24 protein-coding genes and 1 pseudogene are annotated in these 26,653 nt (G+C 65.4%); 18 read left to right on the top strand and 7 right to left on the bottom strand.

Annotation, left to right across the window (positions count from 1 at the left end; all coding sequences use genetic code 11):
• Nucleotides 1-190 (top strand): annotated as a pseudogene (locus QO011_RS20345) (IS5/IS1182 family transposase); the annotation flags it as partial.
• Nucleotides 191-302: 112 nt separating this feature from the next.
• On the opposite strand, the gene QO011_RS20340 reads toward QO011_RS20345, so the two are convergent.
• Nucleotides 303-2,864 (bottom strand): GcvT family protein, encoded by a 2,562-nt coding sequence (locus tag QO011_RS20340; protein WP_307275634.1) that lies wholly within the window; start codon nucleotides 2,862-2,864, stop codon nucleotides 303-305.
• Nucleotides 2,865-3,630: 766 nt separating this feature from the next.
• Here QO011_RS20340 and QO011_RS20335 point away from each other — a divergent pair.
• The 4 genes from QO011_RS20335 (at nucleotide 3,631) to QO011_RS20320 (ending at nucleotide 7,954) form a co-directional block, all read left to right on the top strand.
• A complete protein-coding gene (locus QO011_RS20335; RefSeq protein ID WP_307275600.1) occupies nucleotides 3,631-4,986 on the top strand; it encodes an aminotransferase class I/II-fold pyridoxal phosphate-dependent enzyme in 1,356 nt (451 codons plus the stop codon).
• A gap of 193 nt (nucleotides 4,987-5,179) precedes the next feature.
• Complete coding sequence (locus tag QO011_RS20330) at nucleotides 5,180-6,547, top strand: MFS transporter (RefSeq protein ID WP_307275597.1); 1,368 nt, start codon at nucleotides 5,180-5,182, stop codon at nucleotides 6,545-6,547.
• A complete protein-coding gene (locus QO011_RS20325; protein ID WP_307275595.1) occupies nucleotides 6,540-7,208 on the top strand; it encodes a CatB-related O-acetyltransferase in 669 nt (222 codons plus the stop codon). Before QO011_RS20330 ends, QO011_RS20325 begins: the two co-directional genes overlap by 8 nt.
• A 38-nt stretch (nucleotides 7,209-7,246) precedes the next feature.
• Nucleotides 7,247-7,954 (top strand): SDR family oxidoreductase, encoded by a 708-nt coding sequence (locus QO011_RS20320; RefSeq protein WP_307275594.1) that lies wholly within the window; start codon nucleotides 7,247-7,249, stop codon nucleotides 7,952-7,954.
• On the opposite strand, the gene QO011_RS20315 is transcribed toward QO011_RS20320, so the two are convergent.
• The 4 genes from QO011_RS20315 to QO011_RS20300 form a co-directional block, all read right to left on the bottom strand.
• Nucleotides 7,946-8,827 (bottom strand): ABC transporter permease, encoded by an 882-nt coding sequence (locus QO011_RS20315; RefSeq protein WP_307275592.1) that lies wholly within the window; start codon nucleotides 8,825-8,827, stop codon nucleotides 7,946-7,948. The two genes, QO011_RS20320 and QO011_RS20315, sit on opposite strands and share 9 nt — an antisense overlap.
• 1 nt (nucleotide 8,828) lies before the next feature.
• A complete protein-coding gene (locus QO011_RS20310; protein WP_307275589.1) occupies nucleotides 8,829-9,671 on the bottom strand; it encodes an ABC transporter permease in 843 nt (280 codons plus the stop codon).
• 152 nt (nucleotides 9,672-9,823) lie between these two features.
• A complete protein-coding gene (locus tag QO011_RS20305; protein WP_307275587.1) occupies nucleotides 9,824-10,801 on the bottom strand; it encodes an extracellular solute-binding protein in 978 nt (325 codons plus the stop codon).
• A gap of 69 nt (nucleotides 10,802-10,870) precedes the next feature.
• Nucleotides 10,871-11,962: an ABC transporter ATP-binding protein gene (locus QO011_RS20300; RefSeq protein ID WP_307275585.1), complete on the bottom strand. Its 1,092-nt coding sequence runs from the start codon at nucleotides 11,960-11,962 to the stop codon at nucleotides 10,871-10,873.
• A 104-nt stretch (nucleotides 11,963-12,066) separates the two neighbouring features.
• On the opposite strand from QO011_RS20300, the gene QO011_RS20295 reads away from it, so the two are divergent.
• The gene (locus QO011_RS20295) at nucleotides 12,067-12,798 is read left to right on the top strand and encodes a GntR family transcriptional regulator (RefSeq protein ID WP_307275582.1); all 732 of its coding nucleotides are present in this window, start codon (nucleotides 12,067-12,069) and stop codon (nucleotides 12,796-12,798) included.
• A 121-nt stretch (nucleotides 12,799-12,919) separates the two neighbouring features.
• Here the strand turns inward: QO011_RS20295 and QO011_RS20290 are convergent, their stop codons facing one another.
• Nucleotides 12,920-13,603 (bottom strand): GntR family transcriptional regulator, encoded by a 684-nt coding sequence (locus QO011_RS20290; protein WP_307275579.1) that lies wholly within the window; start codon nucleotides 13,601-13,603, stop codon nucleotides 12,920-12,922.
• Between the two features lie 330 nt (nucleotides 13,604-13,933).
• Here QO011_RS20290 and aepX point away from each other — a divergent pair, with 330 nt between their 5' ends.
• From aepX to QO011_RS20240, 10 genes are all read left to right on the top strand, one after another.
• Entirely contained in the window at nucleotides 13,934-14,863 is a 930-nt protein-coding gene (aepX, locus tag QO011_RS20285; RefSeq protein WP_307275577.1) for a phosphoenolpyruvate mutase, read from the top strand.
• Between the two features lie 64 nt (nucleotides 14,864-14,927).
• The gene (locus QO011_RS20280) at nucleotides 14,928-16,142 is read left to right on the top strand and encodes a pyridoxal phosphate-dependent aminotransferase (RefSeq protein ID WP_307275575.1); all 1,215 of its coding nucleotides are present in this window, start codon (nucleotides 14,928-14,930) and stop codon (nucleotides 16,140-16,142) included.
• An 18-nt stretch (nucleotides 16,143-16,160) separates the two neighbouring features.
• Complete coding sequence (locus QO011_RS20275) at nucleotides 16,161-16,940, top strand: phosphocholine cytidylyltransferase family protein (RefSeq protein ID WP_307275572.1); 780 nt, start codon at nucleotides 16,161-16,163, stop codon at nucleotides 16,938-16,940.
• Between the two features lie 37 nt (nucleotides 16,941-16,977).
• Nucleotides 16,978-17,586 carry a CDP-alcohol phosphatidyltransferase family protein gene (locus QO011_RS20270; protein ID WP_307275567.1) on the top strand — a complete coding sequence of 203 codons (609 nt, stop codon included), beginning with the start codon at nucleotides 16,978-16,980 and terminating at the stop codon, nucleotides 17,584-17,586.
• The gene (locus QO011_RS20265; RefSeq protein ID WP_307275564.1) at nucleotides 17,586-19,142 is read left to right on the top strand and encodes a hypothetical protein; all 1,557 of its coding nucleotides are present in this window, start codon (nucleotides 17,586-17,588) and stop codon (nucleotides 19,140-19,142) included. Before QO011_RS20270 ends, QO011_RS20265 begins: the two co-directional genes overlap by 1 nt.
• Complete coding sequence (locus QO011_RS20260; RefSeq protein ID WP_307275562.1) at nucleotides 19,118-20,029, top strand: SDR family NAD(P)-dependent oxidoreductase; 912 nt, start codon at nucleotides 19,118-19,120, stop codon at nucleotides 20,027-20,029. Before QO011_RS20265 ends, QO011_RS20260 begins: the two co-directional genes overlap by 25 nt.
• Nucleotides 20,030-20,079: 50 nt before the next feature.
• Nucleotides 20,080-21,225, top strand: a complete 1,146-nt coding sequence (locus tag QO011_RS20255; RefSeq protein WP_307275559.1) for an aminotransferase-like domain-containing protein — start codon at nucleotides 20,080-20,082, stop codon at nucleotides 21,223-21,225.
• 63 nt (nucleotides 21,226-21,288) lie between these two features.
• On the top strand, nucleotides 21,289-22,125 hold the full coding sequence (locus tag QO011_RS20250) for a class I SAM-dependent methyltransferase (RefSeq protein ID WP_307275557.1): 837 nt from the start codon (nucleotides 21,289-21,291) through the stop codon (nucleotides 22,123-22,125).
• Between the two features lie 106 nt (nucleotides 22,126-22,231).
• Nucleotides 22,232-23,020, top strand: coding sequence for a class I SAM-dependent methyltransferase (locus QO011_RS20245; protein ID WP_307275554.1), 789 nt, complete (start codon nucleotides 22,232-22,234; stop codon nucleotides 23,018-23,020).
• Nucleotides 23,021-23,092: 72 nt separating this feature from the next.
• Complete coding sequence (locus tag QO011_RS20240) at nucleotides 23,093-24,079, top strand: DMT family transporter (RefSeq protein WP_307275551.1); 987 nt, start codon at nucleotides 23,093-23,095, stop codon at nucleotides 24,077-24,079.
• Between the two features lie 32 nt (nucleotides 24,080-24,111).
• On the opposite strand, the gene QO011_RS20235 is transcribed toward QO011_RS20240, so the two are convergent.
• Nucleotides 24,112-25,191 (bottom strand): NAD(P)/FAD-dependent oxidoreductase, encoded by a 1,080-nt coding sequence (locus QO011_RS20235; protein WP_307275548.1) that lies wholly within the window; start codon nucleotides 25,189-25,191, stop codon nucleotides 24,112-24,114.
• A 401-nt stretch (nucleotides 25,192-25,592) separates the two neighbouring features.
• Between QO011_RS20235 and phnG the strand changes: the two genes are divergently transcribed.
• Together phnG and phnH are read left to right on the top strand one after the other, a co-directional pair.
• Nucleotides 25,593-26,048, top strand: coding sequence for a phosphonate C-P lyase system protein PhnG (gene phnG / locus QO011_RS20230; protein ID WP_307275545.1), 456 nt, complete (start codon nucleotides 25,593-25,595; stop codon nucleotides 26,046-26,048).
• The gene (gene phnH, locus QO011_RS20225; RefSeq protein ID WP_307275542.1) at nucleotides 26,048-26,650 is read left to right on the top strand and encodes a phosphonate C-P lyase system protein PhnH; all 603 of its coding nucleotides are present in this window, start codon (nucleotides 26,048-26,050) and stop codon (nucleotides 26,648-26,650) included. The genes phnG and phnH overlap by 1 nt, the downstream gene beginning before the upstream one ends.
• Nucleotides 26,651-26,653: the final 3 nt, after the last annotated feature.

Below are 26,653 nucleotides of genomic sequence, written 5' to 3'. Positions count from 1 at the left end.
CAAGAGCGACCATCGCATGGGACGCAACTTCCTGGTGGGAGCCGCTGGCGATGCCAACAACGCCGTCCTCGCCGCAGTCGGCTATAACTTCAGCCCCATCCTCAACTGGCTGAGGTGGCTTTGGTGCGCTCTCGTCCTGGCTGCGATCGCACCCGCCGGAACGCCACCCCTCCGGCCACGCACGGCGTAATCGGGATTCTTCACAGGCGACTTTGCGGGTGCCGTAGACACAGAAGTTCGCGTCATGGGCCCGTTCAATCTCGGCCTTGCTTCAGAGCGGGCGACAAGGCGCGGACACTTGTCTAGCTCTTTGGCTTCAGGTTGTGCGGATCATACAGCGGCTTATAGCCGACGCCCGCCACCTCGACCGGATAGGTCTCGGCAAAATATTCGATGACGAGCTTGCGGCCTTCTTGGCAGTAGGCGTGCGGCAGATAGGCCAGCGCAATGTTCTTGCCGATGGTCGGGCCGAACGCGATGGAGGTGGTGTAGGAACGGCGGCCGAGCTCGTCGACCAGCACGTCCCCGGTTTCCGGATCCATGACCGGAAGGTTGCCGAGCGGGTAGCGCTTCACGCCGGTCTTGTCGGTGTTCTCGGTCATCACGAGCGTGCAGAGCATGGCGGGCTGATGGTCGCGCGCCTTGTAGTCCAGGTGCTTGGCTTTGCCGCGGAAGTCGACGTCCTTGACCTTCGGACGGGCGAGGTCGGCTTCGATGAGGTTGTACTGGGTGAGAAGGTCGGCGTTCTGCAGCCGCAGGCTCTTCTCCATGCGGCGCGAGTTGGCATAGGTCTCGACGCCGACGGCCATGACGCCCGTGGAACGCAGCGCATCCCAGACGGCAAGGCCATCCTCGTACTTCATATGCAGCTCCCACCCCTGCTCACCGACATAGGAGATGCGAAAGGCGACAACCGGCTTGCCGCCGACCTCGATCTGCTTGATCGCGGCGAAGGGGAAGTTTTCCGGGTCGAGGCCGGACGGATCGGCAACCACCTTCTTCAACGTCGCGCGGGCGTTCGGACCCCAGATACCGATGGTGATGAATTTTTCCGAAACATCGGTGATGGTGACGTCGAGGCCACGGTCCTGCGCAACGCGCTTCATAGAGTGGAAGTCGCGCGGGCCGGCGTCGGCGCCGTTCACGAGGCGGCAGCGGTCAGCCAGGCGGAAGACCGTGAAGTCGGCGCGCACCATGCCTTCGTCGTCGAGGAAATGGGTGTAGATGCCCTTGCCGATATTGCCCTCGCCGCCGATCTTGGCCGCGCAGAGCCATTCCATCAGCTCGACATGATCCGGCCCCTCGATATCCACCATGTGGAAGTGCGAGAGGTTGATGATGCCGCAGTCTTCGCTCAATGCGAGATGCTCGGCATTGGAGACGCGCCAGAAATGGCGGTTGTCCCACTCGTTCTCGCGGACTGGAACGCGGTCGCCGAACTTTTCCAGAAGGTGTTCATTGGCCGCATAGCCGTGCGCACGCTCCCAACCGCCCAGCTCCATGAAATACCCGCCGAGCTCGACTTCGCGCTGGTAGAATGGCGAGCGCTTGACGTTGCGCCCGGTGGCATAGGGTTCGCGGGTGTGCACGGCCGGGAAGTAGATCTTCTGGGCGGCCTCGTAAGTCCGTCCTTCGATGAACTTTTCTTCCAGCTGGTGGGGGTAGAAGCGGGAATAATCGATCGAGTTGTGGTCGATCGCGGTGCGGCCGTCCGTGATCCAGTCTGCGATCAGCTTGCCGTAGCCGGGACCGTCCTTCACCCAGATTGCGACGCAGTACCACAGGCCGCGCACCTTCTGGCTTTCGCCGCAGGAGGGACCGCCGGCGGCGGAAACCTGCAGGAGGCCGTTGAAGGAATGGCCTTCGTTGTAGCCGAGTTCGCCGAGTATCGGCGTGAGCTCCACAGCCCTTTCCAGCGGCTCGAGGATCTGCTCGATGGCGAGGTCGCGCTGCGAGGGTGACAGGCGCGCCTCGTGCTTTTCGAGAATGTCGCGGGGATGGCAGAGGCGCGGGTTGGCGGTCTCGTAATAGCCCCACTCGATCTGGCCGCCCTCTGTCGTCTTCGGATCGCCGGTATCGCGCATATAGGCGGAGTTGCCCTGGTCGCGCAGCAACGGGAAGCCGATCTCCTTGCCCGTCCCCTCGAACGCGTTGAACGGGCCGAAGAAGGTGAGCGGATGGTCGACCGGCATGACCGGCAGGTCCTCACCGACCATCTCGGCGATCAGGCGGCCCCAGATGCCGGCGCAGACGATGACATGGTCCGCCATGATCGTGCCGCGATGCGTGACGACGCCCTTGATGCGGCCGTTCTCGACGAGCAGGGACGTCGCCGGCGTGTTGCCGAACACCTTCAGCTTGCCGGACTTTTCGGCGGCATCGACCAGCTTGCCGGCAACCGTCTGCGAGCGCGGAATGACGAGGCCCGCATCCGGATCGAACAGGCCGCCCATGACCTGCTCCTCCTCGATCAGCGGAAACATCCGCTTGATCTCGGTCGGCGAAACGTAATGCGCCCGGGTCCCGAAGGCTTTGGCGGAGGAAAGCTTGCGCTTGATCTCCTCCATCCAGACGTTGTCACCGGTACGTGCGACTTCGAGGCCACCGATGCGGGCGTAGTGACCCATCTTCTCGTAAAAATCGATGGAATACTGCGTCGTCCAGACCGAAAGATAGTCGTGACTCGTCGTGTAGCAGAAGTCCGAGGCGTGCGCCGTCGAGCCGATATCGGTCGGGACGCCAGACTTGTCGATGCCGACGATATCGTCCCAGCCGCGCTCGACGAGATGGTGGGCGATCGATGCACCGACGATTCCGCCCAGACCGATGATGACAACCTTCGCCTTTTGGGGGAACGCTGACATACGTTTTTCCTTCTGCCGTCCATTGAGAAGATCATGAACCTCAAGGGTCAGGCGCGGCGGCCCAAGGTCCATCGGTCCCTGACATGCATTCCAGACGTGAGCCCGGCAGGGTGCCGGATCGCTCCGGCCCTACCCGCAGTGAACCCTCACCACACATGCGGTTCGAGGAGCCCTTTTCGCAAAAGGGCTGCGGGGAGAATATCGCGCATCGGACTCATTATGGTCATCGAGCCCACCTCCCGGGGTAGGCGCAGGGGCGGCAGCTCCTGGCAATGCCGACGTCACCGACCGGACAGGCCACGCTGACCCCGGGGGACGCGGCTCGTTCCCGCGTCGACAACAGTCGCGCGCGGCTTTGGTCACGTGAGGCTGCCCGCGCAGAGGCGTCAGACGTTCGTGGCATCTGGCGGGCTTTCACAAGCGCAAAGACGGATGCGCGCCTGCCGCTCGAGAGCCGGCCCGCTGAGTTACCTCTCTGCCGGGCGGCAATTTTCTCGCGGCTTAACACCAGTATGCTCAATATATTCGCGCCAGATTGCATTTTGTCGGCAAACTTTTTGCGAGCGTAGACCTGTAACACCGTGATACATGTCTGTGAAATTTCATAAATCCAATCATTTATAGAGTCTAGATTGTCAAATATTGGTCATGGTTCGGGAGTTACTATATTGATAGATCTAATATATACAGATTATAGTATTGTATATTGCGAATGTATCTCAGAAATGAGCTTTTATTCCGTGTAATACTCAATGAGGTAAGAACAATGCCAAGCATTGATCTCAGCAATCGCCGTGGACTTGGAAATATGGCGTTTGTAATTGAATATACCCGCGGGTTCTTTGATGCGGCCTATGAGCAACAAATCATGGGCCTTTACGGTCGTCCGGTCGTCGGTCGGCGATTTGAACCCATCGGGTCGTTGCGTTCGCGCTCCATTGTCGATTTCGTACGCTGCTCCTACCTCGGGCTCGACAATCATCCCGCGATCGTTGCGGGCGCCATAGCGGCAATTCGCGACTATGGTTCGGTGCACTGGTCCTGCGCCCGCACGCGACTGAACTTCGGCTTGCTCGGCGATCTCGAGGCAAGACTATCGGCAATGTTTCGGGCGCGCGTCATCGCCTTCTCGACCGTGATGGTGGCCAATATGGGAGCGCTGCCGCTGATCGCCTCCGGCGCGCTGACCGGTGGCGAGAAGCCGCTCGTGGCCTTTGACCGTCTATGTCACGCCTCCCTCGCGCATCACAAAGCGGTGGTGGCGCAGGAGACCGAGATCGTCACGATCGCACACAACGACGTGCAAGCCTTGGAAGAGCTGTGCCGGACGCGGAAGCAGGTCGCCTATGTCGCGGATGGAGTCTACTCGATGGGTGGCAGCGCCCCGATCCCTGCGCTGATCGACCTGCAGCAGCGATACGGGTTGTTCCTCTACATCGACGATGCGCACGGAATTTCCCTGTTTGGCGACAAGGGGGAGGGGTATGCACGCTCGCACTTCCCGGACGAAATCGGGAGTCGGACGATCATAGCGGCTTCGCTCGGCAAAGGCTTCGGAGCATCCGGGGGGATACTCATGATGGGAACCGCCGAGCAGGAGAAGCTCTTCCGGAGCCATGCGCAGCCCTATGTATTTTCGGCTGCCCCCAATCTGGCGGCTGTCGGCGCCGGTCTTGCCTCCGCCGCGCTCCATGACAGCGGCGAATTGTCCAGATTGCAGTCTGATCTGGCGGCACGCGTCTCTTGCTTCGACGATCGCATCGAGACCCGGCAGCGCCGGACCCCACTCCCGATTCGGATGCTTTCGATCGGCGAAGAGGATGCCGCGATCCGGGCCGCCAGGCGCCTCCTCGATCGAGGCTTCTACACCTCTGCGACATTCTTTCCGACAGTGGCGCGCGGCAAGGCGGGAATTCGCGTATGTCTCACCGCAGCACACAGCCATGCCGAGATCGAGGAGCTCTGCCAGGCCATCGAGGACGTGGTGCCCGGCCACGACAGCGCGCTGCCGACATCGGCGACGCGATCCGACGCCATCTCGCCAAATCGATATGTGGGCGATGTGCCCGCAAGCCTCGCTGACCGTCTCTCCTATGCCGACACCGAGGAATGGGGCGCTTAGAGTGCTTTGCGATCTGGCGGACTCGCCAGGGATCGCAAGGACGTGTCGAAACAAGGAGTGAGAGCAAAGCGGCTTTTCGCCCGAACGCGCCTTGCTTTCGGGAAAAGTTCCTTCGTGATCGGCGGTCCCCCGAATCGTGCCGGCGGCTTCCCAGCCGCCGATCCTGCCCCCCGCAGCGAAGTTGACGACGACCATGAGACGTCACGGGCACGCCATCCAATCGTATCGGCGCCTTCGATGGCCGTCGTGGCGGTGCAGCCGAGGCGCCACGTCCTTCACCGGGTCAGAGGTCAGCGAAGCCTCGAATCGGCTCCCATCGGCCTCGCCATGGTCGCCCCTCCGCCTGCCGTCCTTCCGCTCGGCGTGGCTCGCTGCGCTCGCCTCCTATACCAGCGTCCTCATGTCGGGCTTTGCGGCGGCATGGTTGATGGCGACGATCACCGACAGGGTGGATCTCATCGCCCTCACTCAGGCGGCCGGATATTTCCCGATGCTGCTCCTCGCCTTGCCGAGCGGCTTCCTGGCCGACAGGTATCACCGACGCCCTCTGCTCATTGCAATTCATATCGGCTTGTTCATTGTGGTCGTCGTGCTGGCGATCTCGTCCGCCGTGCGCCCAATATCGCCGCCTGTGCTCCTTTTCCCCATCCTCATCATGGGGATTGGTTCGGCAATGGCATCCGTGTTCTGGCAGGTGGCGGCACCCGATCTGGTGCCGCCAGCATTGCTTCCGGCGGCGGTCACCCTCGGCGCCGCGGCCTTCAATCTGTCCAGGCTGATCGGACCGGCGACCGCAAGTTTCGTGATCCTCGCAGCGGGTGTCCCCGTGGCATTTGCGGCGAGTGCGGGCCTGATTGCTGCGGCGCTGTTGCTGCTCCTGGCCAGACGTTGGCCACATCCACCCGCGCATCGGCCTGAAAGCTTCACCGCAGCCGTCCACGCGGCGATTCGAACCGCAACGGCGGTTCACCCTTTGCGGGCCAACGCCGCCACGTGCTTCCTCTTCACCTCGTGCGCCAGCGCCCTCTGGGCGTTGCTGCCGGCGATCGCAAGCCAGCGCCCCTCCTTGGGGGTCGAGGTCTTCGGGGGGCTCGCAACGGCGCTTGGCCTTGGCGCGATCATGGCCACGCTCGTCCTCCCGTCGCTGCGGGCGGTGACGCCTCCCAAAGGACTTCTCGCCTTGAGTGGGTTCGGCTTCGGCGTGTCCATGGTCTTGCTCGGGTTCTCCGTCGAGCTTTGGATGGCTTGCGCCTGCGCCGTCGCGACAGGCGGCTGTTGGCTCGCGGGAATGACCACGCTCAGCATTGCCGCACGCGAGAGTGTCCCGTTCCAGGAGCGTGGACGAGCTGTTGCCGCGTTCATTTTCATGTTCGCCTCCGGCATGACGATCGGCAGCGCCGGGTGGGGCAGGCTGGCGCAGTCTCTCGGCGTCCAGGCTACCCTTGTGATTGCCGCGGTCGCGTTGCTCGGCACGGTCGCGGCGCCGCAAGGCCTGGCGTGGAGGCCGTGGACCGGGCCTGCCCCGCGCGCCGCCCAGCCACAGGAAAAGAGCCATGGATGACGATCAAAAGCGCTTCTCGCTCATTGCTCCGACGGCGGAAATACGGGACCAGGTTGTCATCGAGCACCCCATACGCATCCACAACTTCGTCGAAATCCATTCGAACGTGAAGATCGGTGGTTTCTGCGCCTTGAACGCGAGCGTCTGCATCCACGGCAACGTCACCATCGGCCGCTACTCCGCCTTCGGACGCAATGCCGATGTCGGCGTCGGTCATCACCCGCTGGATTGGCTCACCACCCATGCCTTCACGGTGTCGGCGGGCCATTTTCCGAGCCATCCGGACTATTGGGGCGCCAGGCGCCGTCCCTGGAATTTCCTCCCGGACACCCATATCGGCAGCGATGTGTGGGTCGGAGCGCAGTCCGTGATCCGCGCCGGCATCCGCGTCGGCGACGGAGCGGTGATCGCGGCGGGGGCGGTGGTGATCCAGGATGTTCCCGCCTATGCCGTCGTGGCCGGCGTTCCCAGCCGCATCATCCGGTTCCGCTTTCCGGACGACATCATTCGGGACCTGCTCGACGTGCGATGGTGGGAACTCCCGTTGCGCGAGATCAATGATCTTCCGTTCGACGACGTTCAGGCTTGCATCGGCCGCTTGCGCGCGATGCGGGCCGCGCGTTTGCCGCGCGGCGACGATCCGACGACCGCCGTGGAGTGAGGCTGGCGCCGATGCTCTCTTCCTCTGACCAGCCTCCGGTGACGCTCATCACCGGCGCGAGCCGCGGCATCGGGCTCGCCATTGCGGAACGGCTCGTGGCCGATGGCCATGAGGTCATCCATCTCTCCCGCAGTCGAGCGCGAGGCTGCCCCGGCATGTGGTACGCCGTGGATCTCAGCGACGAAGTCGCAACCGAACGCGTGCTCGCTGAAGTGACGCAGCGGCATCGCATCGACAATCTCGTCAACAACGCTGCCGCGGTCTCCGTGTCGGGCATCGACGATCTCTCGTGGCCCGACCTTCGCCGCCTCATCGAGCTCAACGTCCGGGCCGTGCTGCAATGCATCCAGGCCGTCACGCCGCAGATGCGGCAACGTCGTCATGGCCGCATCGTCAATCTCGGCAGCCGCGCAGCGCTCGGCAAGACCCATCGCACGCTCTACGGCATGACCAAGGCTGGCGTCATCGGCTTGAGCCGGAGCCTGGCTCTCGAGCTGGCACCCGACGGCATCACGCTCAACGCAGTCAGTCCAGGGCCTATCGAGACGGAGATGTTTCGCCAGAACAGCAAAGCCGACGACCCCGCCGTCCAGCATCTGACGCGCTCGATCCCCGTCGGCCGCATGGGTCGTCCCGAAGATGTAGCCGCCGCCGTCGCGTTCTTCCTCCAGGCCGATGCCGGGTTCATCACCGGCCAGAACCTGTATGTCTGCGGCGGGCTCAGCCTCGGGGCGGCATCAATTTGACGGGCGTGAAAGGGCGTGGCCGAGCGGCAGCATGCCGAGGCGGCGCGCCACGGGAGCCATCGCGGCGATGCCGATCAGGCTCAAGGCGATGGTCAGCGACGCGACGACCGTGATGATTGGATCGACCTCGACCATCAGCTCGCTGAACATGCGCTTGGGCACCGTCTCGTAAGGCCCCGCGAGAAAGACCGTGACGGTGACTTCGTCGAAGCTCGTCGCGAAGGCGAAAATCCAGGCGATCGCCAAGCTCGGCAAAAGATTGGGCAGCAGGATCCGCCAGACGAACACCCTCCACGACGCGCCCAGGGTATAGGCTGCCTGCTCCAGCCGCACGTCGAAGGCACGCAGCGCCGCCGTCATGACGAGCACGACGTAAGGAACGGCAAGCACGGTGTGCGCGATCATCAAGCCCGTCAGAGTGCCGAGCAGGCCGGTGCGCGCGAACAGGATGTAGAGCGCAATCGCCAGAACGATATGGGGCACCATGAGAGGGGCGATGGCATTGAACGCCATTGTCGAGCGGCCGCGGAAACTGCCGCGGACCAGGCCGTAGGCGCCCAGGCTTCCCACGATCAGCGCGCCGACACTTGCGACGAAGGCGACGGCAAACGAGGTTCGAACCGCCGCCAGCCATCCGGGATCGGTCAGGAACGCCGCATACCAGCGCAGCGACAGGCCGGGCGGGGGAAATTGCAGGGAGCTCGCGCTCGAGAACGACATCGACACGACGATGGCCGCAGGCCCGCAGAGGAAGGCCACGACAAGCGCAAAGAGGACGGCGAGACCGCGGCTCACCAGCCGGGTGGCCCGCGGACGATGCCAGGCGGCGCTCGTCGCCCGGGCATGCCCTTCCGCCCCCTGTCGCCCAGCCATGTCAGCGGATCTCCCTCTGGGGGCGTCCGATGCCCAGGCTCAGGCAATACCCGCCGACGGCAATGCCCATGAGGCCGATCGACAGGGCGCAAGCCAGCTCCCAGCGCGGCAGGCGATTGATGAACAGATCGAGCAGGCTGACGATCATCGGCACGCGCCCGCCCCCGAGAATGGCCGGCGTGACGTAAAATCCGAGGGTCATCGAAAAGACCAGGATGGATGCCGTGGCCAAGGCCGGAAAGGTCAGCGGCAACAGCACGCGCCGGAAGATGGTGGCTTCGTCAGCGCCCAGGGTGGCTGCGGCTTGCAGCAGCCGCTCGTCAACCCTCGCCATGGCGGCGAAGAGAGGCAGGATCGCGAGCGGCAGCAGCGCATTGACCGTGCCGATCGTGACGCCGACCGTGTTGTAGAGGAACGGGATCGGCTTGCTGGCGAGTCCGGCATAGAGCAGGATCGAATTGACGATCCCGGCCGAACCGAGCAGGACGATCAGGGCGTAGGTGCGCACGAGGACGCTGACCCAGAACGGCGTGACGATGAGCGCGACCGCCAGCAGACGCCCGCGCGCGGAGAGCCCCCTCATCCAGTAGGCGACGGGATAGGCGACGGCGACGCAGATGAGGGTTGTCAGGGCCGCGATTCCGACCGTTCGACCGATGATCCTGAGGTAGCTTGGCGTTTCGAGAATTTCGCGATACGCGGCAAGCGTGACATCCGGCGGCGAGAGGCTGAAAGCAAGGACTCCGAGCATGGGCAGGTCGAATGCGAAGAGCATCAGGATGAGCAACGGCAGGACATAGCCGAGCGAGCGGATCGATCGGCGTTTGTCGAGCCAGCCGTGCATGCTTCCAGCCACATCTGCCCTCGTACGGTGTGGATCTGATTCCGAGCGTGCCAGAGCATTTTTCAGCGAACCAGCACTCGGTTCGCGTTAAGACAATGCGTAAAAACAAAGAGATAGAGAGTGTGATCGATTCAACTTGAAGCGATCATACTCTAGAGCCCCAGCTTGAATTCCTGCCATCTCTGCTCGACCATGTCGGAATGGTCGGACCAATATTGGTCGTTGGCCGGTATTTGCTTCTGCCGATTCTCGCGGGCCGTGGGGAATTCCGCGAGCCGGTCAGCCGGCAGGAGGGAATCGAGGTCGGTGCTGCTGCCCGTGTACGAGACGATGCCGGCGGCAACCGCCTGGTTCTGGGGCAGCGTCATTTCGTGAAGCAGCTTCCATGCGGCCGATTTGTGCTCGGGCGGCGCCCCTTTGGGAACCACGAAATAGCTCACGGCCAGGAGCCCCTGGTTGAAGGTATAGCGCAACCGCGGATCGCGCACCGCGCGGCCCGAATAGGCCGCCGCATACTGGACCTCGTTGTCGAGCAGGAGCTGCACCGGCTGCTGCCCCGTTGACCACCAGACGGCAACATTCTCTTCGAGCCGCTGCAGGCTGCGAAAGGCGCGATCCAGATCGAGGGGGTAGAGCTGCTCCGGCGGCACGCCGTCGGCGAGCAGCGCGATGGGAAGGGCATAATACGGATTGTCGGGCAGGGAGCGCCGCCCCGGAAACGCAGCGACATCCCAGAAATCGCGCCATGTCGCAATGGGCTTGGCATCCGCCCGCCACACGGCTGCGACGGAAAAATACTGATAGCCAAGGGCATGGGTATCCCTGGCTTCGGGATACAGCGGGGCGGGATCGATCGCGGCCCAATCCAGCGGCTCGATGAGCCCGAGCCGTTTGGCCGCCGCGACCCCGGGGCCTCCGACCTCGAGAAGGACCGCGTCGCTGTGCCCCGATGCCACGATGGCGCGAAGCGCCCCGAGAGGCGGCGCGGTCAGGGTCTCGCGGACGACCTTGACGCCGTTCTTGGCCGTGAACGGCTTGATATAGGCCTGCTCGACCGCCCGGCCGGATGGGCCGCCACCCGCGAGGATGCGGATTTCCGTCACCGGCCCGGCCAGCGTCGGCAGCGTCATCGCCGCGGACAGCAGGGAGCCCAGGCATATCCTTCGAGCGTGAGAAAATCTCACCGTCACTCCCCATCGTCATCGCGGGCCTGGTGCGCCGTCGCTCTCGGGAAAGACCCATATGTCGGCCTCATCCCAGCTTACCATGACGGCATCACCGCGGCGAAGGAGGGAAGGGCCTGCAGGGGCGCTGGATGCAACCAGGGATCGGCCTGCTTCCGTGGTCAGGTGATATCGCGCCGCCTGGCCGAGAAAGACGGCGTCGCTGACGACGGCCCTGAGCGCGCCCTCGGAGTCGTCGCGTAAGGCGACCCGCAGTCCTTCCGGACGGATCAGGCATTGGAGGCGGCTGCCCTCCTGGGCCTCGAAGGGCGCGTCGACCCTGAGAAGCTCTCCCGTCGGGGCGCGCAGGCCGCGCCGGCCATCGGCCCCGGTTTCCATGCGTCCCTCAAGGATGTTGGCAGCCCCCAGCAGGCCGGCCACGAACGCATTGCGGGGTCGCCGATAGATTTCCTCCGGCGTTGCGATCTGCTGAAGCTGCCCCAGCGCCAGCACGGCAACGCGGTCCGACAGCGACAGCGCCTCCTCCTGATCGTGCGTCACCAGGACGGTCGTGACGCCGAGCCTTCGTTGCAGGTCGCGCAGCTCCGCCTGGAGCTCGGTCCGCAGGCCGCGGTCGAGCGCGCCCATCGGCTCGTCCAGGAGGAGCACGTCCGGCTCGAACGCGAGCGCGCGAGCCAGGGCCACCCGTTGCTGTTGGCCGCCGGAGAGCTGATCGGGGCGGCGCTCCTCGAAGCCGTCCAGGCGCACGAGGGCAAGCATGTCCCGGACGCGGTCTTGGATGTCTCTGCTCGGCCTTTTCCGGATGCTCAGGGGAAAGGCGATATTGTCGAAGACGGACAGATGGGGAAAGAGCGCATAGTTCTGGAAGACGAAGCCGATATTTCGCCGCGCCGGGGGCAATCGGGTAACATCGCGATCACCTAGGAAAATCGACCCATTGCTGGGATCGATCAAGCCGGCGATGAGCGATAGGACCGTCGTCTTGCCGGATCCGCTCGGCCCGAGGATTGTTACGAGTTCGCCCTCGCGGATCCTCAGCGTCATCCGATCGAGCGCAAGCGCTGCCCCAAAGTCCTTGCTCAGATCGATCAGCCCGATTGCGGCCACGGGCAACTCCCTTCATGCGGTGATACTTGATATATCGTTCGTTTTTGTCTAAAGTTCTCAGTGCGGCTCCCGGTCGTCGAGAACAATAAGCACAAGGCGCTCTCGTGAAGTCAAAGAGCCTTTTATCAGATATATCCGCAGTCACGCGAGCGACAACGCTGACGGAGCAATGTTATCTTCAAATTCAACAGAAATTGTTAAGTGGTGGATTTGCGCCAGGTCAGAAAATTACCATCCGACCACTGGCGGCCGCTCTCGCCGTAAGCTTCACGCCCGCGCGCGAGGCTTTGAGTCGACTTGCCTCCGAAGGCGCTCTCCTTGCCGGATTGAACCGATCCTACTATGTGCCCATTCTCGGCATCAAGCAGACCTCCGAGATCTACCGACTCCGGTTCATTCTGGAAGGATTGCTCGCCGAGGCTGCCATCGCGCACGCCTCCACCGCGGATCTCGCCTATCTCGAGAAGGTGCAGGGAGAGCTTGTCGCGGCCATGGACCGGGCCGACTATCGGGGTGTGCTGGAGCACAACAGTACCTTTCATTTTCGGATCTATAGGCTTGCGGACATGCCTGTGACCTTCCGCATCGTGGAGGTCTTGTGGGTTCAGATCGGTCCGTCGTTGAACATGCTCTATCCGGAATTTGATCGGACCCGGACCGGTGTCCGCAATCACGACGCCGCGCTCAGAGCGATGCGGAACCGTGATCCGCGCGCGCTTCGCCGTGCTATCGAGGCCGATGTGCAGGCGGGCTTCGACAGCCTCTCGGCGGTCCTCGACGGGATGCGGGCGCCTCCTCAGGACGCAACGCGAGCATCGCAGTATTCGCCGAACTAGATCGCACCAAATGGCGAGCGGCGTCCGAAATCGGCCGCAACCGCCATATCTCCCGGCTGACCTTCATTTTGCGCCCTCGGAATGTCGATCTTCGGCCAATGCCGAGCCGGTCGCAAGGCATCTAGGCCACCTGCGGCGATGCCTTGAGAGCCCGGCCGTTCGCCTCGTTCACGATCTCCGGCAGGCAACGCACCTGCCGCTCCAGCGCATGATGAAGCAACGCTACCGCTTCATCGCTGCATCGCTTCAGCAGCTGCTCGATCAGTTGTCCCGTGGAAGTAAGAATCTCATGCCTATTGGCGGGGCGCTCCAGTTCGACGAGCCTGATGTAGTGGAGCCTCTCGTTGGTTCGGTCGGCAACGCGCGTAGCCTTTTCATTGCCGGAAAGGCCGCTCAAACGCCTCGTCAGCTGCTCGAGAAAGAGAACCAGTTTCGAGATGTCGTTGCCGGGATCGCCTGAAATTTCATTCAAAGGATTGCGAAGGCCATCAAGCGTAAAATGAGCAATGTTTGCTTCGATACCGTATTTCTCGATCATGAACACCAGCTCAAGATCGGCCTTGGCCTCTTCGACATCAAACGGCTTGGTGAAAAATCCTTCGCTTGGAAACGTAAGGATGAATTCCTCCAAGGCAAGCCTGATCAAACCTTCCCGAACCGGCGTCGTGCTGACGCCCAGATCATCCGCAAGCTTCCGAATGCCGAGCTTTTCGCCAGGTCGGAACCGACCGTTCGTCACGAGCCGCTTGAGCGCACTGTAGACATGATCGCTCTTGCCAGGATCACGCAGAAGATGATTGTCCACGGCCTTGTGCTCCGCAGCTTCCGGCGTCCATTCGCGCTCCCGACGAAGCGCAATGCGACTAGGACTCCGGTCGATCGCCAGCCCCGTGACTCAAACTGAGAAGGTGCCCGGAATCTCGCGCCGAGGCGACCGCGTGACCGTCCCCCTACACTGTACGATGCGCCGACCATTTGAGCGACGGCGCCTCGAAACGCACTTGAGAACCGCGTCAGATTACAAAGTGATATATCATATGTGACATCGCAAACTTCCATTGCCAGCTTACAATGTCAAGCCTAGAGTCTTGAAATGTGACGGGCAGATGACGGGAAATATGACGGGGAGACGACCATGTACGCTCCAGGGTTTCCCACCGGCGTCGACGCTCGAGCCCGAACCGACAGGGCCTCGAGCCTTCGCAAGCTTGTCTTGTCCGACGAGCTGTCATTTCTGATGGAAGCTCATGACGCGCTTTCCGCTACGATAGCCGAGCGCTGTGGTTTTCGGGGCCTGTGGGCCTCCGGCTTGTCGATCGCATCGAGCCTCGGCTATCGCGATGCCAACGAGGCATCCTGGAGCGAAATGGTCGACGCGGTCGAGCGCATGGCCGAGACGGTGCAGGTGCCGATCCTCGTCGACGGGGATTCCGGGTTCGGCAACTTCAACAACGCCCGGCTCGTCGCTGCCAAGATGTGCCAGCGGGGCGCAGCAGGGATCTGTTTGGAAGATAAATGGTTTCCGAAGATGAATTCCTTCGTCGGCGACCATCATCCCCTGGCCGAGATCGGGGAGTTCTGCGGGCGTCTGCGTGCGGTGAAGGATACGGTCGGCGACAGCGACTTCGTTCTGGTGGCGCGCGTCGAGGCCCTGATTGCCGGCCATGGTCAGGAGGAGGCGCTGAAACGGGCGCATGCCTATGCCGAGTCGGGGGCCGACGCCATCCTGATCCACTCACGGTTGAGCACGGCCGATGAGATCCTGGCCTTCGCGCAACTGTGGCAGAACCGGCTGCCATTGATCATCGTTCCAACCAAATATTACCGGACGCCGGTTTCGGTCTATCGGACCGCCGGGATCTCGACGGTCATCTGGGCCAATCACGCCATGCGTGCGGCCGTTGCGGCCATGCGTCAGGTCTGCGGACGGATCCTGTCCGAGGAGGGCATCGCCGGTATCGAGGGCGACATCGCCAGCCTCGACGAGGTCTTCGGCCTTCTGCGCTATGACGAGCTCGCAGCCGCCGAGAAGCGCTACCTCTCGTCAGGCCTCGGCGGTGCGTGACGCCGGCAGGACGGCGCCGCAAGTCCTGAAATCCACCCAACATTCGAAGGTGAGAGAAGCGCCCATGTTAGCGCAGCGCATGACTTTGGTCGCGACATCGGGAACGGCAGGCGCGCGGGCCGCCGCCAAGGCATTCGCGACGACGGGCAAGGAGATCGTCGATCTTTCGGCCGGTGAAGTGGCGTCCGCGCCGCCTCACGCGGTCGTCGCGGGGGCGCTCGCCGCCCTGGAGCGTGGCGAGAACCGCTACACCGAAACCGTCGGCATCGAGCCGTTGCGCGCGGTCATCGCGAGACGCCTCTCCGGCGAGACGGGCCACGCCTGGATTGCCGATGAAGTCGCGGTGACCGCCGGCGCAAAGCAGGCCCTGTTCAATATCGCGCTGGCCCTCCTCGATCCCGGCGACGAGGTGATCATCCCGGCTCCCTATTGGGCGACCTTTCCCGCCCAGGTGCGGCTCGTCGGCGCACGGCCCGTCCTTGTCGGAACCCGCGCCAGCGGCTACGTGCCCAGCATCGAAAAGCTTGCGGAAGCGGTGACGCCGGCGACGCGCGCCATCGTCGTCAACACGCCCAGCAATCCGGTCGGCGCGGTGTTCGGCGAGGCGTTGCTCCGCGACATCGCCGAGCTCGCTGCGCTGCACGATCTCTGGGTGATCTTCGACGAGTGCTACGGCAGCTTCGTGCACCCGCCGCTCGAGCACCACAATTTCGTCAGGACGGCACCGCAGCTGCGGCATCGCACGCTGATCGTCAATTCCTTCTCCAAGTCCCTGGCGTTGACCGGCTGGCGGCTCGGCTACGTGGCCGGGCCCAAGGACGTCATCGCGGCCGTCAAGGCGGTGCAGAGCCATACCACCTCGAATCCGAACGTGATCGCGCAGCATGCCGTCCTGGCGCACCTGCTGCAGGACGAGCCGGATGCCTTTGCCCATGACCTTCGGGAGCGGCTGAGCGGCCAGCGCGCGCGTGGTCTGGCCATCCTGTCCGAACTCGTCCAGGTGCCCGTCGTTGCGGCCCAGGGCGGCTTTTATTTCTATCTCGATCTTTCCGACCTTCTCGCGGCGCGGCCGCGCGACGGCGGGGTCGCGGATGCCGACGACGTTGCCCGGCTGCTGCTCGCCGAGGCCGGCGTCGCCACGGTTTCGGGCAGTGCGTTCGGCGACGCGGCGGGTCTGCGTCTGACCTATGGCGTCCTTCCCGACCTTCTGGAGCGCGGCCTCACGCGCCTCGTCACAACGCTCAACGCCCTGGCCCGCCCACAACGGGCGGTTGCGTGATCGCCGAAGGAGCCGGCCATGTCCATACCGCGCCTGCCGACACAGGCAGTCATTCTCGCCGCTGGGCTGGGCTCGCGCCTGCGCCCGCTGACGAACCACTGCCCCAAGCCGCTCGTGGCCGTCGGGGGGGTGCCGATCCTGCACAATGCCCTCGGCGCTCTCGCGGAGGCGGGCGTGAAGAAAACGACGATCGTCGTCGGGTACCGCAAGGACGCCATCCGGGCGTCTTGCGGTCACCGCTTCCGCGGCATGGACGTCGCCTATGTCGAATCCTCGGTCTTCGAGCATACGGGCAGCGCCTATTCTCTCTGGCTCGCCCGCGAGGCGCTGTCCGCCGCCGGGGACGCCGTGTTGCTCGAAGGCGACGTGTTCTTCGCGCCTGACCTCCTGCAGCGCCTCGCAGCCTGTCCGACCGGCGACGTCGCCGCGGTTGCGCCGTTCACCGCTGCGATGGAGGGGACTGCCGTGACGCTGTCGCCGACGGGATATGTCGAAGGCTTTCGCCTGAAACAGACCGGCGGGCAGTTCGCGCGGGAAGAGCTGTTCAAGACCATCAATCTGTTCCGGTTCACCGGCGCCACGCTGCGCGAGCTTCTCGTCCCGGCCCTCGGCGGACTGGTCGCCGCGGGCGCGACCAGGGCCTATGTCGAAGAGGTGCTTGCGGGCCTCGTCGGCGGCGGCAGCCTGGCCCTCGCAGCCGTGAATTGCGGCGACTTGAAGTGGTACGAGGTCGACAGCGTGGAGGATCTGCGCTCCGCCGAAGCCATGTTCCTGTCGGGCACGCTGCTGCCGACTTGAGGCGCGGTGACACGTCCTTGCGACGGGGGAGGAGACAATGGTCCGCTATCTCGCCGATCCAGCCAATGCCATCACGGCGGCGGGCTTGCTGTTCTCGGCGCTCGGCCTGCATTTCGCCCTGTCCGGGCACCTGGAGCTCGCCGTGGCGACGGTCCTGTGGGCGATGCTTTGCGACCATCTCGACGGTGTCGTCGCCGTGCGGACGCGAAACCGCGCGGCGGATACCGCCCGGATCGGCAAGAGCCTGGACGGCCTGGCGGATCTTCTCTACGGCGCGATCTTTCCGGCGATCGTCGTCATGCAGGAGGGCCGGCAAGGGCTCCTCGCCTCGATCGCCGGCGCGGCGCTCGTGCTCGCAGGGGCTCTGCGGCTCAGCTACTTCAGCAATTTCGGCCTGTCGAGCGACGGCCGCTTCACCGGCGTGCCCCTGTCCTACGACGTCCCCGTCCTCGCCGTCCTGTTCCTCGTGCGCGGCTGGCTGCCGGCCGATCTGTTCCCACCCGTCCTGAGCCTCGTCTTCCTGGCGCTGGCGATCCTGCATGTGTCGTCGATCCGCGTGCCGGCGCTGAGCGGAGCGATGTACGGCGTCGTGACGGTCTTCAGCGTGCTGGCCTCGGGTGCCCTCGCCATCCAGGGATGGGCGTGATGGATATCCTCGTCCCTCGGGCTCGACCGGCCGGGCGGCCCGCGCCGGCGGATCGCCGGCCCGGCTGGATCTATCGGGCGCTCGGCGTCGAGCCGGTGATCAATTGCGCCGGCGTGCGGACCAACCATGGCGGCAGCAGTCCCGCGCCGGACGTCCTCGCGGCGATGGCGGCGGCGGCCGACGCGTTCGTCGATCTCGACGAGCTCGCCGAGGGCGCGGGCCGGCGGGTCGCCGAGCTGACCGGGGCGGAATGGGGCATCGTGACCGCGGGCTCGGCCGCGGCGCTGGCGCTCGCGACCGCCGCCTGCATCGCCGGGAACGACCCCGCGCTGATGCTGCGCCTGCCGCACGTCCAGGGCGCGCCGAACCGGGTCGTCATTCCGGCGGACCAGCGTTTCGACTATGACGGCGCCATCCGGATGGCCGGCGCCGAAATCGTCGCCGTCGCCAGCGTGGCCGAGCTCGCCGCCGTGATCGACGACAAGGTCGTCATGATCTGCGTGCTGGGACGGTCAGGGCCGCAGACGCTGCTGCCGCTGCACGACATCGTCCCGCTCGCCCGCAAGGCGAACGTGCCTATCCTGGTCGACGCGGCCGGCCTGCGGCCGGATCGCCCCGACAGATGGCTCAGCCGGGGCGCCAGCCTCGTCGCCTATTCCTGCGGGAAATATCTGCGCGGGCCGCAATCGACCGGGCTCCTGCTCGGGTCAGGGCCGCTCTGTCGGGCGGCCTGGCTCAACGGGGCCCCCCATCAGGCCTTCGGCCGCCCGATGAAGGTCGGCAAGGAGGAGATCGTCGGGGCGATCGCCGCCGTCGAACGCTGGTTTCGGTTGGGAGACATGGCCGGCGCGGCCGGCGCGCACGAAGAAGCGCTCTGCACCCGTCGCCTGACCCTGCTCGCCGACGCGCTGGCGGGCGCGCCGGGCATCGCCACCACCCTGATCCCGGCGGGGGCCTCGGTCTCGGTCCCGCGGCTGCGCGTGTCCTGGACCCGCGCGGCCTCGTCGCGGACCGGCGAGGATCTTCGCCGGGCTCTGCTGGCATCCTCGCCGCGGGTCCTGATCCATGATTTCTGGGCCGGTGAGGACTTCGTCGTTCTCGATGCCTTCAATCTGCATGGGGACGACGAGGTTCTGCTGGTCGCGCGAATGCTGGCGCGCGCCTTGGGCGAGGGGGGCCGTCGCCGCGCCGTCGCCGAGGCGCCGGCCGCTGAAACCGACCTGACCGGCGAATGGCAGCTGTCGATCGCCTTCCTCCACCGGGATCGTGGCGATCGGCTGCGCCTTGCCCAGCACGGCGACCGGTTGGGTGGCGAGCAGGTTGCGGCCGGTTCGACCGGCTCGGTGTCGGGCCATGTCGCAGGCCGCCGGGTCTCGTTCACGGCCGTGCACCGGCACGTGCCGATGTCCCACTACTACAGCTTCGAGGGCATGGCGGCGCCCGACGGCGCGCTGCACGGCACGGTCCGTCTTGGAGCTGCGGCCGACGAGCACAGGGGGCCGGTCTTCATCGGTCAATTCGGAGAGGCGCGATGGCGAGCGGTGCGGATGGCATGAGCGCGGGAACGCCGACCGGGACGCAGGCGCGGTTCGAGGCGCCGGCGAGCGTTGCGGCGACCTGTCCGGACGGGGAGGATCTTGCCGCCGACCTGACGCGGGGCCTCGATCGCATGGCGCTCTTCGATCTCGCCGGCAAGGTGGCGCTGGTGGCGGGCGGCTACGGGGAGATCGGGCGAGCCGTCGCCTCGGCGCTGGCGGCGAATGGCGCTGCCGTGGCGATCGCCGGCCACGATGCCGCCCGGACCATGAAGGTCGCCGGCGGTCTCGCCCGCCAGGCCGGGACGTCGGCTTCCGGTATCGTGCTCGAGGCGCGGCGCCCAGAGAGCTTCCGCGCCGTCGTCGACGAAACCGTGCGCGAGCATGGGAGCATCGATCTGCTCGTCAACTGTCTCGGCGTGCAGCGAGAGCAGCCTCTGCTCGAGGTCACCGAGGAGGCCTTTGATCAGGTTTATCAGGTCAATCTCAAGGCGGCGATGTTCCTGGCGCAGGCCGTCGCCGCCCGGCAGGTGGCGGCGGCGCAGGGCGGCAGGCACATCCATCTCCTGTCTCTGCGGGCGATGCTCGGCCTCAGCGGGCGCGGCTATTCCGCCTTCTGCTGCGCCAAGGGCGGCCTGGCGCTGCTCGTCAGGCAGCATGCCGCCGAGCTCGCCCCTTACGGCATCACCGTCAACGGCGTCGCGCCCGGTCCGGTCCTGACCAACAAGAACCGCAGCCTCGCCGCTGACCCGTCCTGGCTGCAGCGGGCCGTCACGCCGATCCCGCTCGGGCGTCTGGCGCAACCGGCCGACGTGGCTGCGGCGGTCCTGTTCCTTGGCTCGCCGGCTGCCGGCTTCGTGACCGGACAGATCCTCAACGTCGATGGCGGGCGGTCCGCCTGCCAGTGACGCGCCGCACGAAGGCGCGCCGTGGCGGCCCTGAACAGTTGGAGGCAAGCATGGACGGAAGCCAGATCACCAAGGTCATCGATCTCACGCGCACGACGCCGCCGATGCCGCCCTATCTCGGGGATCTTCTCAAAGACACGTTGCGTGAGATCGAGGCGGACGATGAAGCGGATAGCCTGCTTCGGCACCATCGCTTCGCCGGCTTCGAGAGCGATCGCACCGCGGGCGCCGCCTGGCTGGCGATGCGGTTGCGCGAGGTGCCGGACCCGAACCGGGTCATCGTGACCAATGGCACGCAGAACGCGCTGTTCCTGCTCTTTGCCGGGCTCGTCGGGCGGGACGGCCTGCTGGTGACGGAGCGGCTGACCTATCACGGCATCCACGCCTATGCGCGGCTGCTCGGCATGCGGACCACAACGGTCGCCATGGACGGCGAGGGGGCGCTTCCGGACGATTTCGACAGCATCTGCCGGAAGGAGCGCCCCAGCGCCCTGTTCGTGATGCCGACCCTGCAGAATCCGACCACGGCCATCATGGGGCAGGTGCGGCGGCTGGAGCTTGCCGCAGTGGCGCGTCGGCACGGTGTCCCGATCGTCGAAGACGACGTCTACGGCCTGCTGCCCCGCGAGGCGCCGCCGCCGATCGCGGCCCTGGCGCCGGATGTCGCCTATTATGCGGCGGGACTGGCCAAATGCGTCGCGACCGGCCTGCGGATCAGCTACGTGCTCGCCCCCAGCGCGCGGCTGGCCGAGAAGATCGTGCAGCCGCTCCGGCTGATGTCGACCTGGTTCCCGGCGCCGCTTCAGGCGGCGGTTGCGGCCAGATGGATCCGCAGCGGTGCGGCGCAGCGGGTCCTGAACGACATCCGGGACGAGACCGCGGCGCGCCAGCGCATCGTCGCCGCGGCTCTGGCCGGCTTTCCGCACATGACGAAGCCCGAAGCCCTGCATGTCTGGCTCGCCGTCCCGGCCGGCCGCGGATCCTCGGTCGAATTCGTCCATGCGCTGGAACAGGCGGGCGTCATCGTGCAGGGCAGCCGGTCCTTCGCGACCGAAAGCGCGCATGAGGTCCCCGCCGTCCGGCTGACCATCGGCAAGCAGAGCGACCGTGCGGAGCTCGACGAGGCGCTGAGGCGCGTCGCCGCGCTTCTTCCCCACGGCCATCACCACGACGTCCTCGCCGTATCGTCGACTTGACCGGCGAAGAACGGGCGATCCCGGTCGGCCCAGCCCGGCCATCTCATGTGACGGAGGTCTCCAATGCTCGCGACGACCATCAGCACCCGCAGCGACGTCAATCAGTGGACCGAGTTTGACGGGATAGCCGAGTTCTACGACCATCGTCCCGCCTATTCGGCGGAGGCGGTCGCGGAGATCAACCGGCGCCGCCCGGCCGGCACGTCCACGGCGGACGTGGCCGTCGACATCGGCTGCGGCACAGGGCTGTTCACGCGCCTTCTCGCGGAGCGTCTGGCGCCGTCCATGCAGGTGGTCGGGCTCGAGCCGAATGCCGACATGCGGCGGCGGGCCGTCGAGCTCGGCGGGGGTGGTGAGCGCTCCATCCGCTATGTCGACGGCCTTGCGGAGGACCTGCCCTTCGAGGACGGGTCGATCCAGGTTGTCTGCGCGGCCGGCGCCGCACCGCGGTTCGACCGGCCGCCCTTCTATCGCGAGGTCGCGCGCGTGCTGCAGCCGAAAGGCCTGCTCGCCCTCGTCCACAACAAGTTCCGCTACGCGGAAAGCGATTTCCTGCCGGCCTATCTCGCTCTCCTCGAAAGCCGCGTGGCGGACTATGAGCGCGACCGTCGCCCGAACAGTCGCGGAACCTATGAAGAGGTCGAGCTCGAAGACGAGCTCCTGCAGCGGCCGGAATTCACCGATGTCGCTCGAAAATCCTGGCTATGGCGTGAGTCCTTCGACCGGAATGCCATGCGCGGGCTGGTGCTCTCGTCGACCGTCGTCCAGAAGGCGATCAAGTCGGACGGGCACGATGGATTGGTGAACGAGGCTCTCGCGCTCTTCGATCGCTATCGCGATGCGTCGGGACATATCTCGCTGCCCTATCAGACGGAGGCGATCTTCGCCAGCAAGGGGTGAGCGTGCCGGCCGTCGTGGGCCGGCGCCGATCGGCATCGGCCCCTCCGAGCCGACGACACCATCCATGCGGCGGCGTTGTCAGACCGATTGCGGAGGCGTGCCAGTCATGAGCGGTGTTTCCTTCGACGTGATCGCGGAGCGATATGATGCGACACGCGGATTCCCCATCGGTGTCGACGAGACGATCGCCAGCGGGATTCTCGCCGCGGCGGGTGTTCCTCCGGGCGCCCGCTTCATCGAACCGGGAATCGGCACCGGCCGCTTTGCGCTGCCGATCGCAAAGCGCGGCTATCCCTACACCGGCATCGATATTTCGCCGCGCATGTTGTCGCAGTTGCGGCGCAAACTCGACGGAACAGCCGCCCGGATGGACCTGATCGAGGCTGACGGCACGGCGCTTCCCCTGCCGGATGCCTCGCATGATGTGGCCATAACCGCGGGCATGCTGCATTGCGTACCGGATTGGCGAGGCGTCCTGAACGAAATCTGTCGTGTCGTCAAACCCGGTGGTCTCTACATCTTCGAATCCGAGACGACCACGATCCTGCGGCGCGCCTTCGACATCGAATGGCAACTGCTCGCCTTGGAATACGGGGCCGGCCGCCTGCATCGGGGCTTTTCCGGGGGGCTCGAGGGCGTTCTGGCCCATCTCGGCGTGCCGCGCGCATCCACGACGACCATCATCCTTGCGCGCTGGCCGGTGCAAGCGACAATCGAAGAGCTCCTGAGCATGTTCCGTGAGCGAATCGTCAGCATCTGCTGGGACATCCCCGATGATGTCTACGAGCGCATGATGCGGGGAATGGAGCTCTGGGCCGATGAACACTATGCCGGTCGACGCGATACCGTCTTGGAATCCGAAGCGACCGTAACGGTTACGCTCATTCCTCTCTAGAGAGCCCATGCAGTCGCCGTCTTCTACGTCGTGCCACGAAGACGTCACCTGCGATACCCGAGTTGTTGAACGATGGAAAGACACCTCGAGCTGCGATCGCCGGGATGGGCGGCTTCCAGCGGCCATTTTGCCGCCATGTTCTCCTTTGGTATCGCTCCGATTGGCTTCCTCGTTCAAAAGAGCCTTACGGAGTCTATCTCCGTCCTGCACATTCTGAGCGTTCAGCTCGGCTGTAGCGCCATCGTGCTTTGGCTGATCAGCTTCATGTTGTGGAAAGAAGGAAGCATTGCACCCGGCGCCCTGGCCAAAGGCCTTGGCCTGGGCCTGCTGCAGCCCGGCGTGGTTCTCCTGTTGAACGTGGCGGGCGCGGCCCGGCTCGACAGTGTGACCTTGGTCCTGCTATGGGCCTTGCAGCCTCCCGCAACCGCCTTCGTCGGCGTGATCCTGCTGGGCGAGAGGCCGCCAAGCACCCTGAAATACGGCCTCGCCGTCAGTTTTGCCGGGCTCGTCCTCCTCGCAGTCCAGCGCAATCCGGTCGGTGCCAACCAGGCCGCCGGATTCGCCCTTGTTCTAGCCGCCATCGCGTGCGCTGCCGTCGGGCCTGCGATCAGCCGTCACCTGAACACGGTCGTGCTGCCGTGGCATCGGGCGGCATCCCTGCAGGTGACCGGCGGGGCCTTGCTCACCGGCCTTGGCCTGGTACTCGTCGGCGATGTCTCGGGCCTCCCCGCGCTCCCAGGCCTTTGGCCGTCGTTCGCTTTTCTGATCTTCGTGTCGTCGGCAGCGAGCTACCTCGCCTATAGCTTCGCGCTCTCGCGGATCGACGTGGCGTGGGTGTCGCTCTACGCAGCCGTGGGGCCCGGCCTTGGCGCGATCGTCGCGGTTGCCGTCTCGGGCCGCGCTCCGGGACCGGTGGAAGCTGCGGGCATTTCAGTGGTCGTCGCCGGCAGCGTGATCCCCCACCTCGGCAAGCGCGCGGATGCCCGGCAGGGTCGAGGCACGGCCATGGCCGGCAGCCTGCGTCGCGTCGGCATCGAGGCCGATCGCGGCAAATGCTGATGTTCAACCGCCATCGGGGTCCTTGCCCCGGTTCAATTCCCGGCGACGAGGCCGGGGTCAGCCGCGAACCGCTCCGGCCGGTAGTGCTGGAGAGCCCCGCTCGCCTGCTGCTGCAGGATCTCGGCTGCCGCGAAGCGCGTCACATGGGCGGCGAGATTGGCACCGCTGTGCATGGACGCGACGTAGATGCGGGGCTCGTCGGGCAGATGGCCGACAATCGGCAGCCCATCGCGTGGCACCGCGCGCAGGCCGATGCGGACCGACTCGGGCGCAAGCCTCCGACAGATCGGAACAATCTCGCCCAGGCCGGACATCAGCGCTGGCGCGTCGTCGATGCCGATCGCGGCCGAGCCCGCCATCAGCCGGCCGCTCCCGTCGGAGCGAACATGGATCGCGCCGGCATAGACGACATGCCGGAGGTCGACGGCGAGCGGGGAGGTCGTGATCAGCAACCCCGGCTCGACCGTGACCGGCACGGCCCTGACGCCCAGGACGGACAGATCCGACATCCATGGTCCACCGGCAAGGACCGCGCAGTCGAAGGCGCGGGACTCCATCGAAGAGGTGACGTGGATCTGCCCGCCCCTCGGCTCCAGGGCGACGACCGGATCCGGCCACCGGACATCGGCGCCGGCATTCGCCGCCGCCCTCAGCAGCAGCGCCGAGAACCGCAGCAGATCGAGCCAACCCTCGTCCGGCAGAAGCAGGACGTCGGCCGTCGCGGGGATGGCGAGGTCCGGCTCGACTTGCGCGAACGCCCGGGCGCTCAACCATTGAACAGTCTCGCCCCAGTTCGCCACCTCGCCCGCCAGGCCTTCCAGCTGCGCCTGCTCGCCGGCGCCCGCCGCCCATCGCACCGTGCCCCCGAGATGCAGGAGATGACTTGCGTCGAGGTCCCGGAGCAGTTCCTGCAGATATCGGCGCGCATCGCGGTGCTCCTCGAAATAGAAGCGCGGCCGCTTTGCCAAGGCATTGATGCAGGCGAAGCTGCACCCCGAGGCGCCGGCACCCGGGCGCGTCGCCTCATAGACCGTGACGCTCGCCCCGGCCCGAGCCAGGTGAAAGGCCATCGAGGACCCGACCACTCCTGCTCCGACGATAGCAATATCCACGGATGATCTCCTCGCGCGCTGGCGCTTTCGAGCGATTTATATAGGTAGTCGCATCGAATATCTGTGGGCATAATTGGCATATTGAATAGTGTTTAACTTATAAAAGCTTTCAGTATCTGTTTATACTACATCATGACGTTGCGAGTTGCAAAGATATTTTCACCGACAATGGATATTGAGCCGTTCGAATGGGGTGAAATTCTATCCGTTCTCGATGGATGGCAACGCCCGCCTGAGTTCGCCGAGGCTTCGAGCCCGGCCGTCGTGCCGCTTCCGAATGCGGGGGAAGTCCCGCTCGGCCGACGAAACAGGTTGGACAACAGCAATATTGATCCAAGAGCCTTCATACGCCTGTTGCGAAGCCGGATATCTTCCAAAGAACTGTGCTCTGCGGCCCAAGGATGTCGAGCGTCGCCATTGTGATGACCCGCAGCGAATGGATGACAATTCTTGCGCTGTCCCGACCGGACGATCTCGATCGCCACTGGGCCGAGTTCGCGCCCGTGCCGTCCTTTTCCTGGATCCGGTCTCCCGAGACCGGCGCGGTGATGGTGCGCGGGCGGGCCAACCGCGGCGGCGCCCTGTTCGGTCTTGGGGAAATGACGGTCACGCGATGTTCGCTGGCGATCGAGGGGGGCGTTGTCGGGCTGGCCTACGTGGCCGGCCGCGACAGACGCCATGCCGCGATCGCGGCCATGCTCGATGCCGTCCTGCAGACCACGGGCGAGGCCCACGCCCGCGCCATCACGGTCCTCGCCGACCTTCAGGACCGGATCCGGCGGCGGCGGGAGCGGACGGCCGCGGCGGCCGATGCGACCAAGGTCGAGTTCTTCATGCAGGTGCGCGAGGAGTCGTGATGAACATCGCATCGCCGCCCAGCCTGGCGCCGCGACCCGCGCCCGGCACGGTCCATGCCGACGCCCAGGCGTTTCGCGGCTTGCTGCGCGCGCTCAGCCGGCCCGGCGAGATCGTCGCGCTGGCCGGACGCGCGGAGCCGGCATGTCCGCTGCCGCCCGCCGTGGCGGCCATTGCGCATTGCCTGCTCGATTTCGACACGCCCGTCTGGCTGGACGCCGTCTTTCGTGTCGCCGCGGTCCGGCGCTACCTGGAGTTGGCGTGCGCGGCGCCCCTCGCCGAGGAGCCCGGCGCGGCCTCCTTCGCGCTCATCGGCGGCGTCGACGCGATGCCGCCGCTGGAAGCCTTCCGGCCCGGGGAGCCGAACGACCCGGACCGCTCGGCGACGCTGGTCCTGTGCGTCGCGAGCCTCGTCGGCGGATCGCCGGTCCGCCTGCTCGGCCCCGGAATCAAGACCAGCACCACGCTGTCGCCCGAGGGCCTGCCGGCGTGGTTCTGGCCGGCATGGGATCGCAACAGCCGCAGCTTTCCGCTCGGTGTCGATATCCTCGTCACGGACGGGGCCTGCGTGGTCGGCCTGCCACGAACGACACGGCGGAGCTGAGCG

Origin of the sequence: Labrys wisconsinensis (genome assembly GCF_030814995.1) — a bacterium.
GTDB classification, from domain to species: domain Bacteria; phylum Pseudomonadota; class Alphaproteobacteria; order Rhizobiales; family Labraceae; genus Labrys; species Labrys wisconsinensis.
The sequence above is the reverse complement of the archived record's forward strand: the minus strand, read 5'-3'. Positions and strand labels throughout refer to the sequence as shown.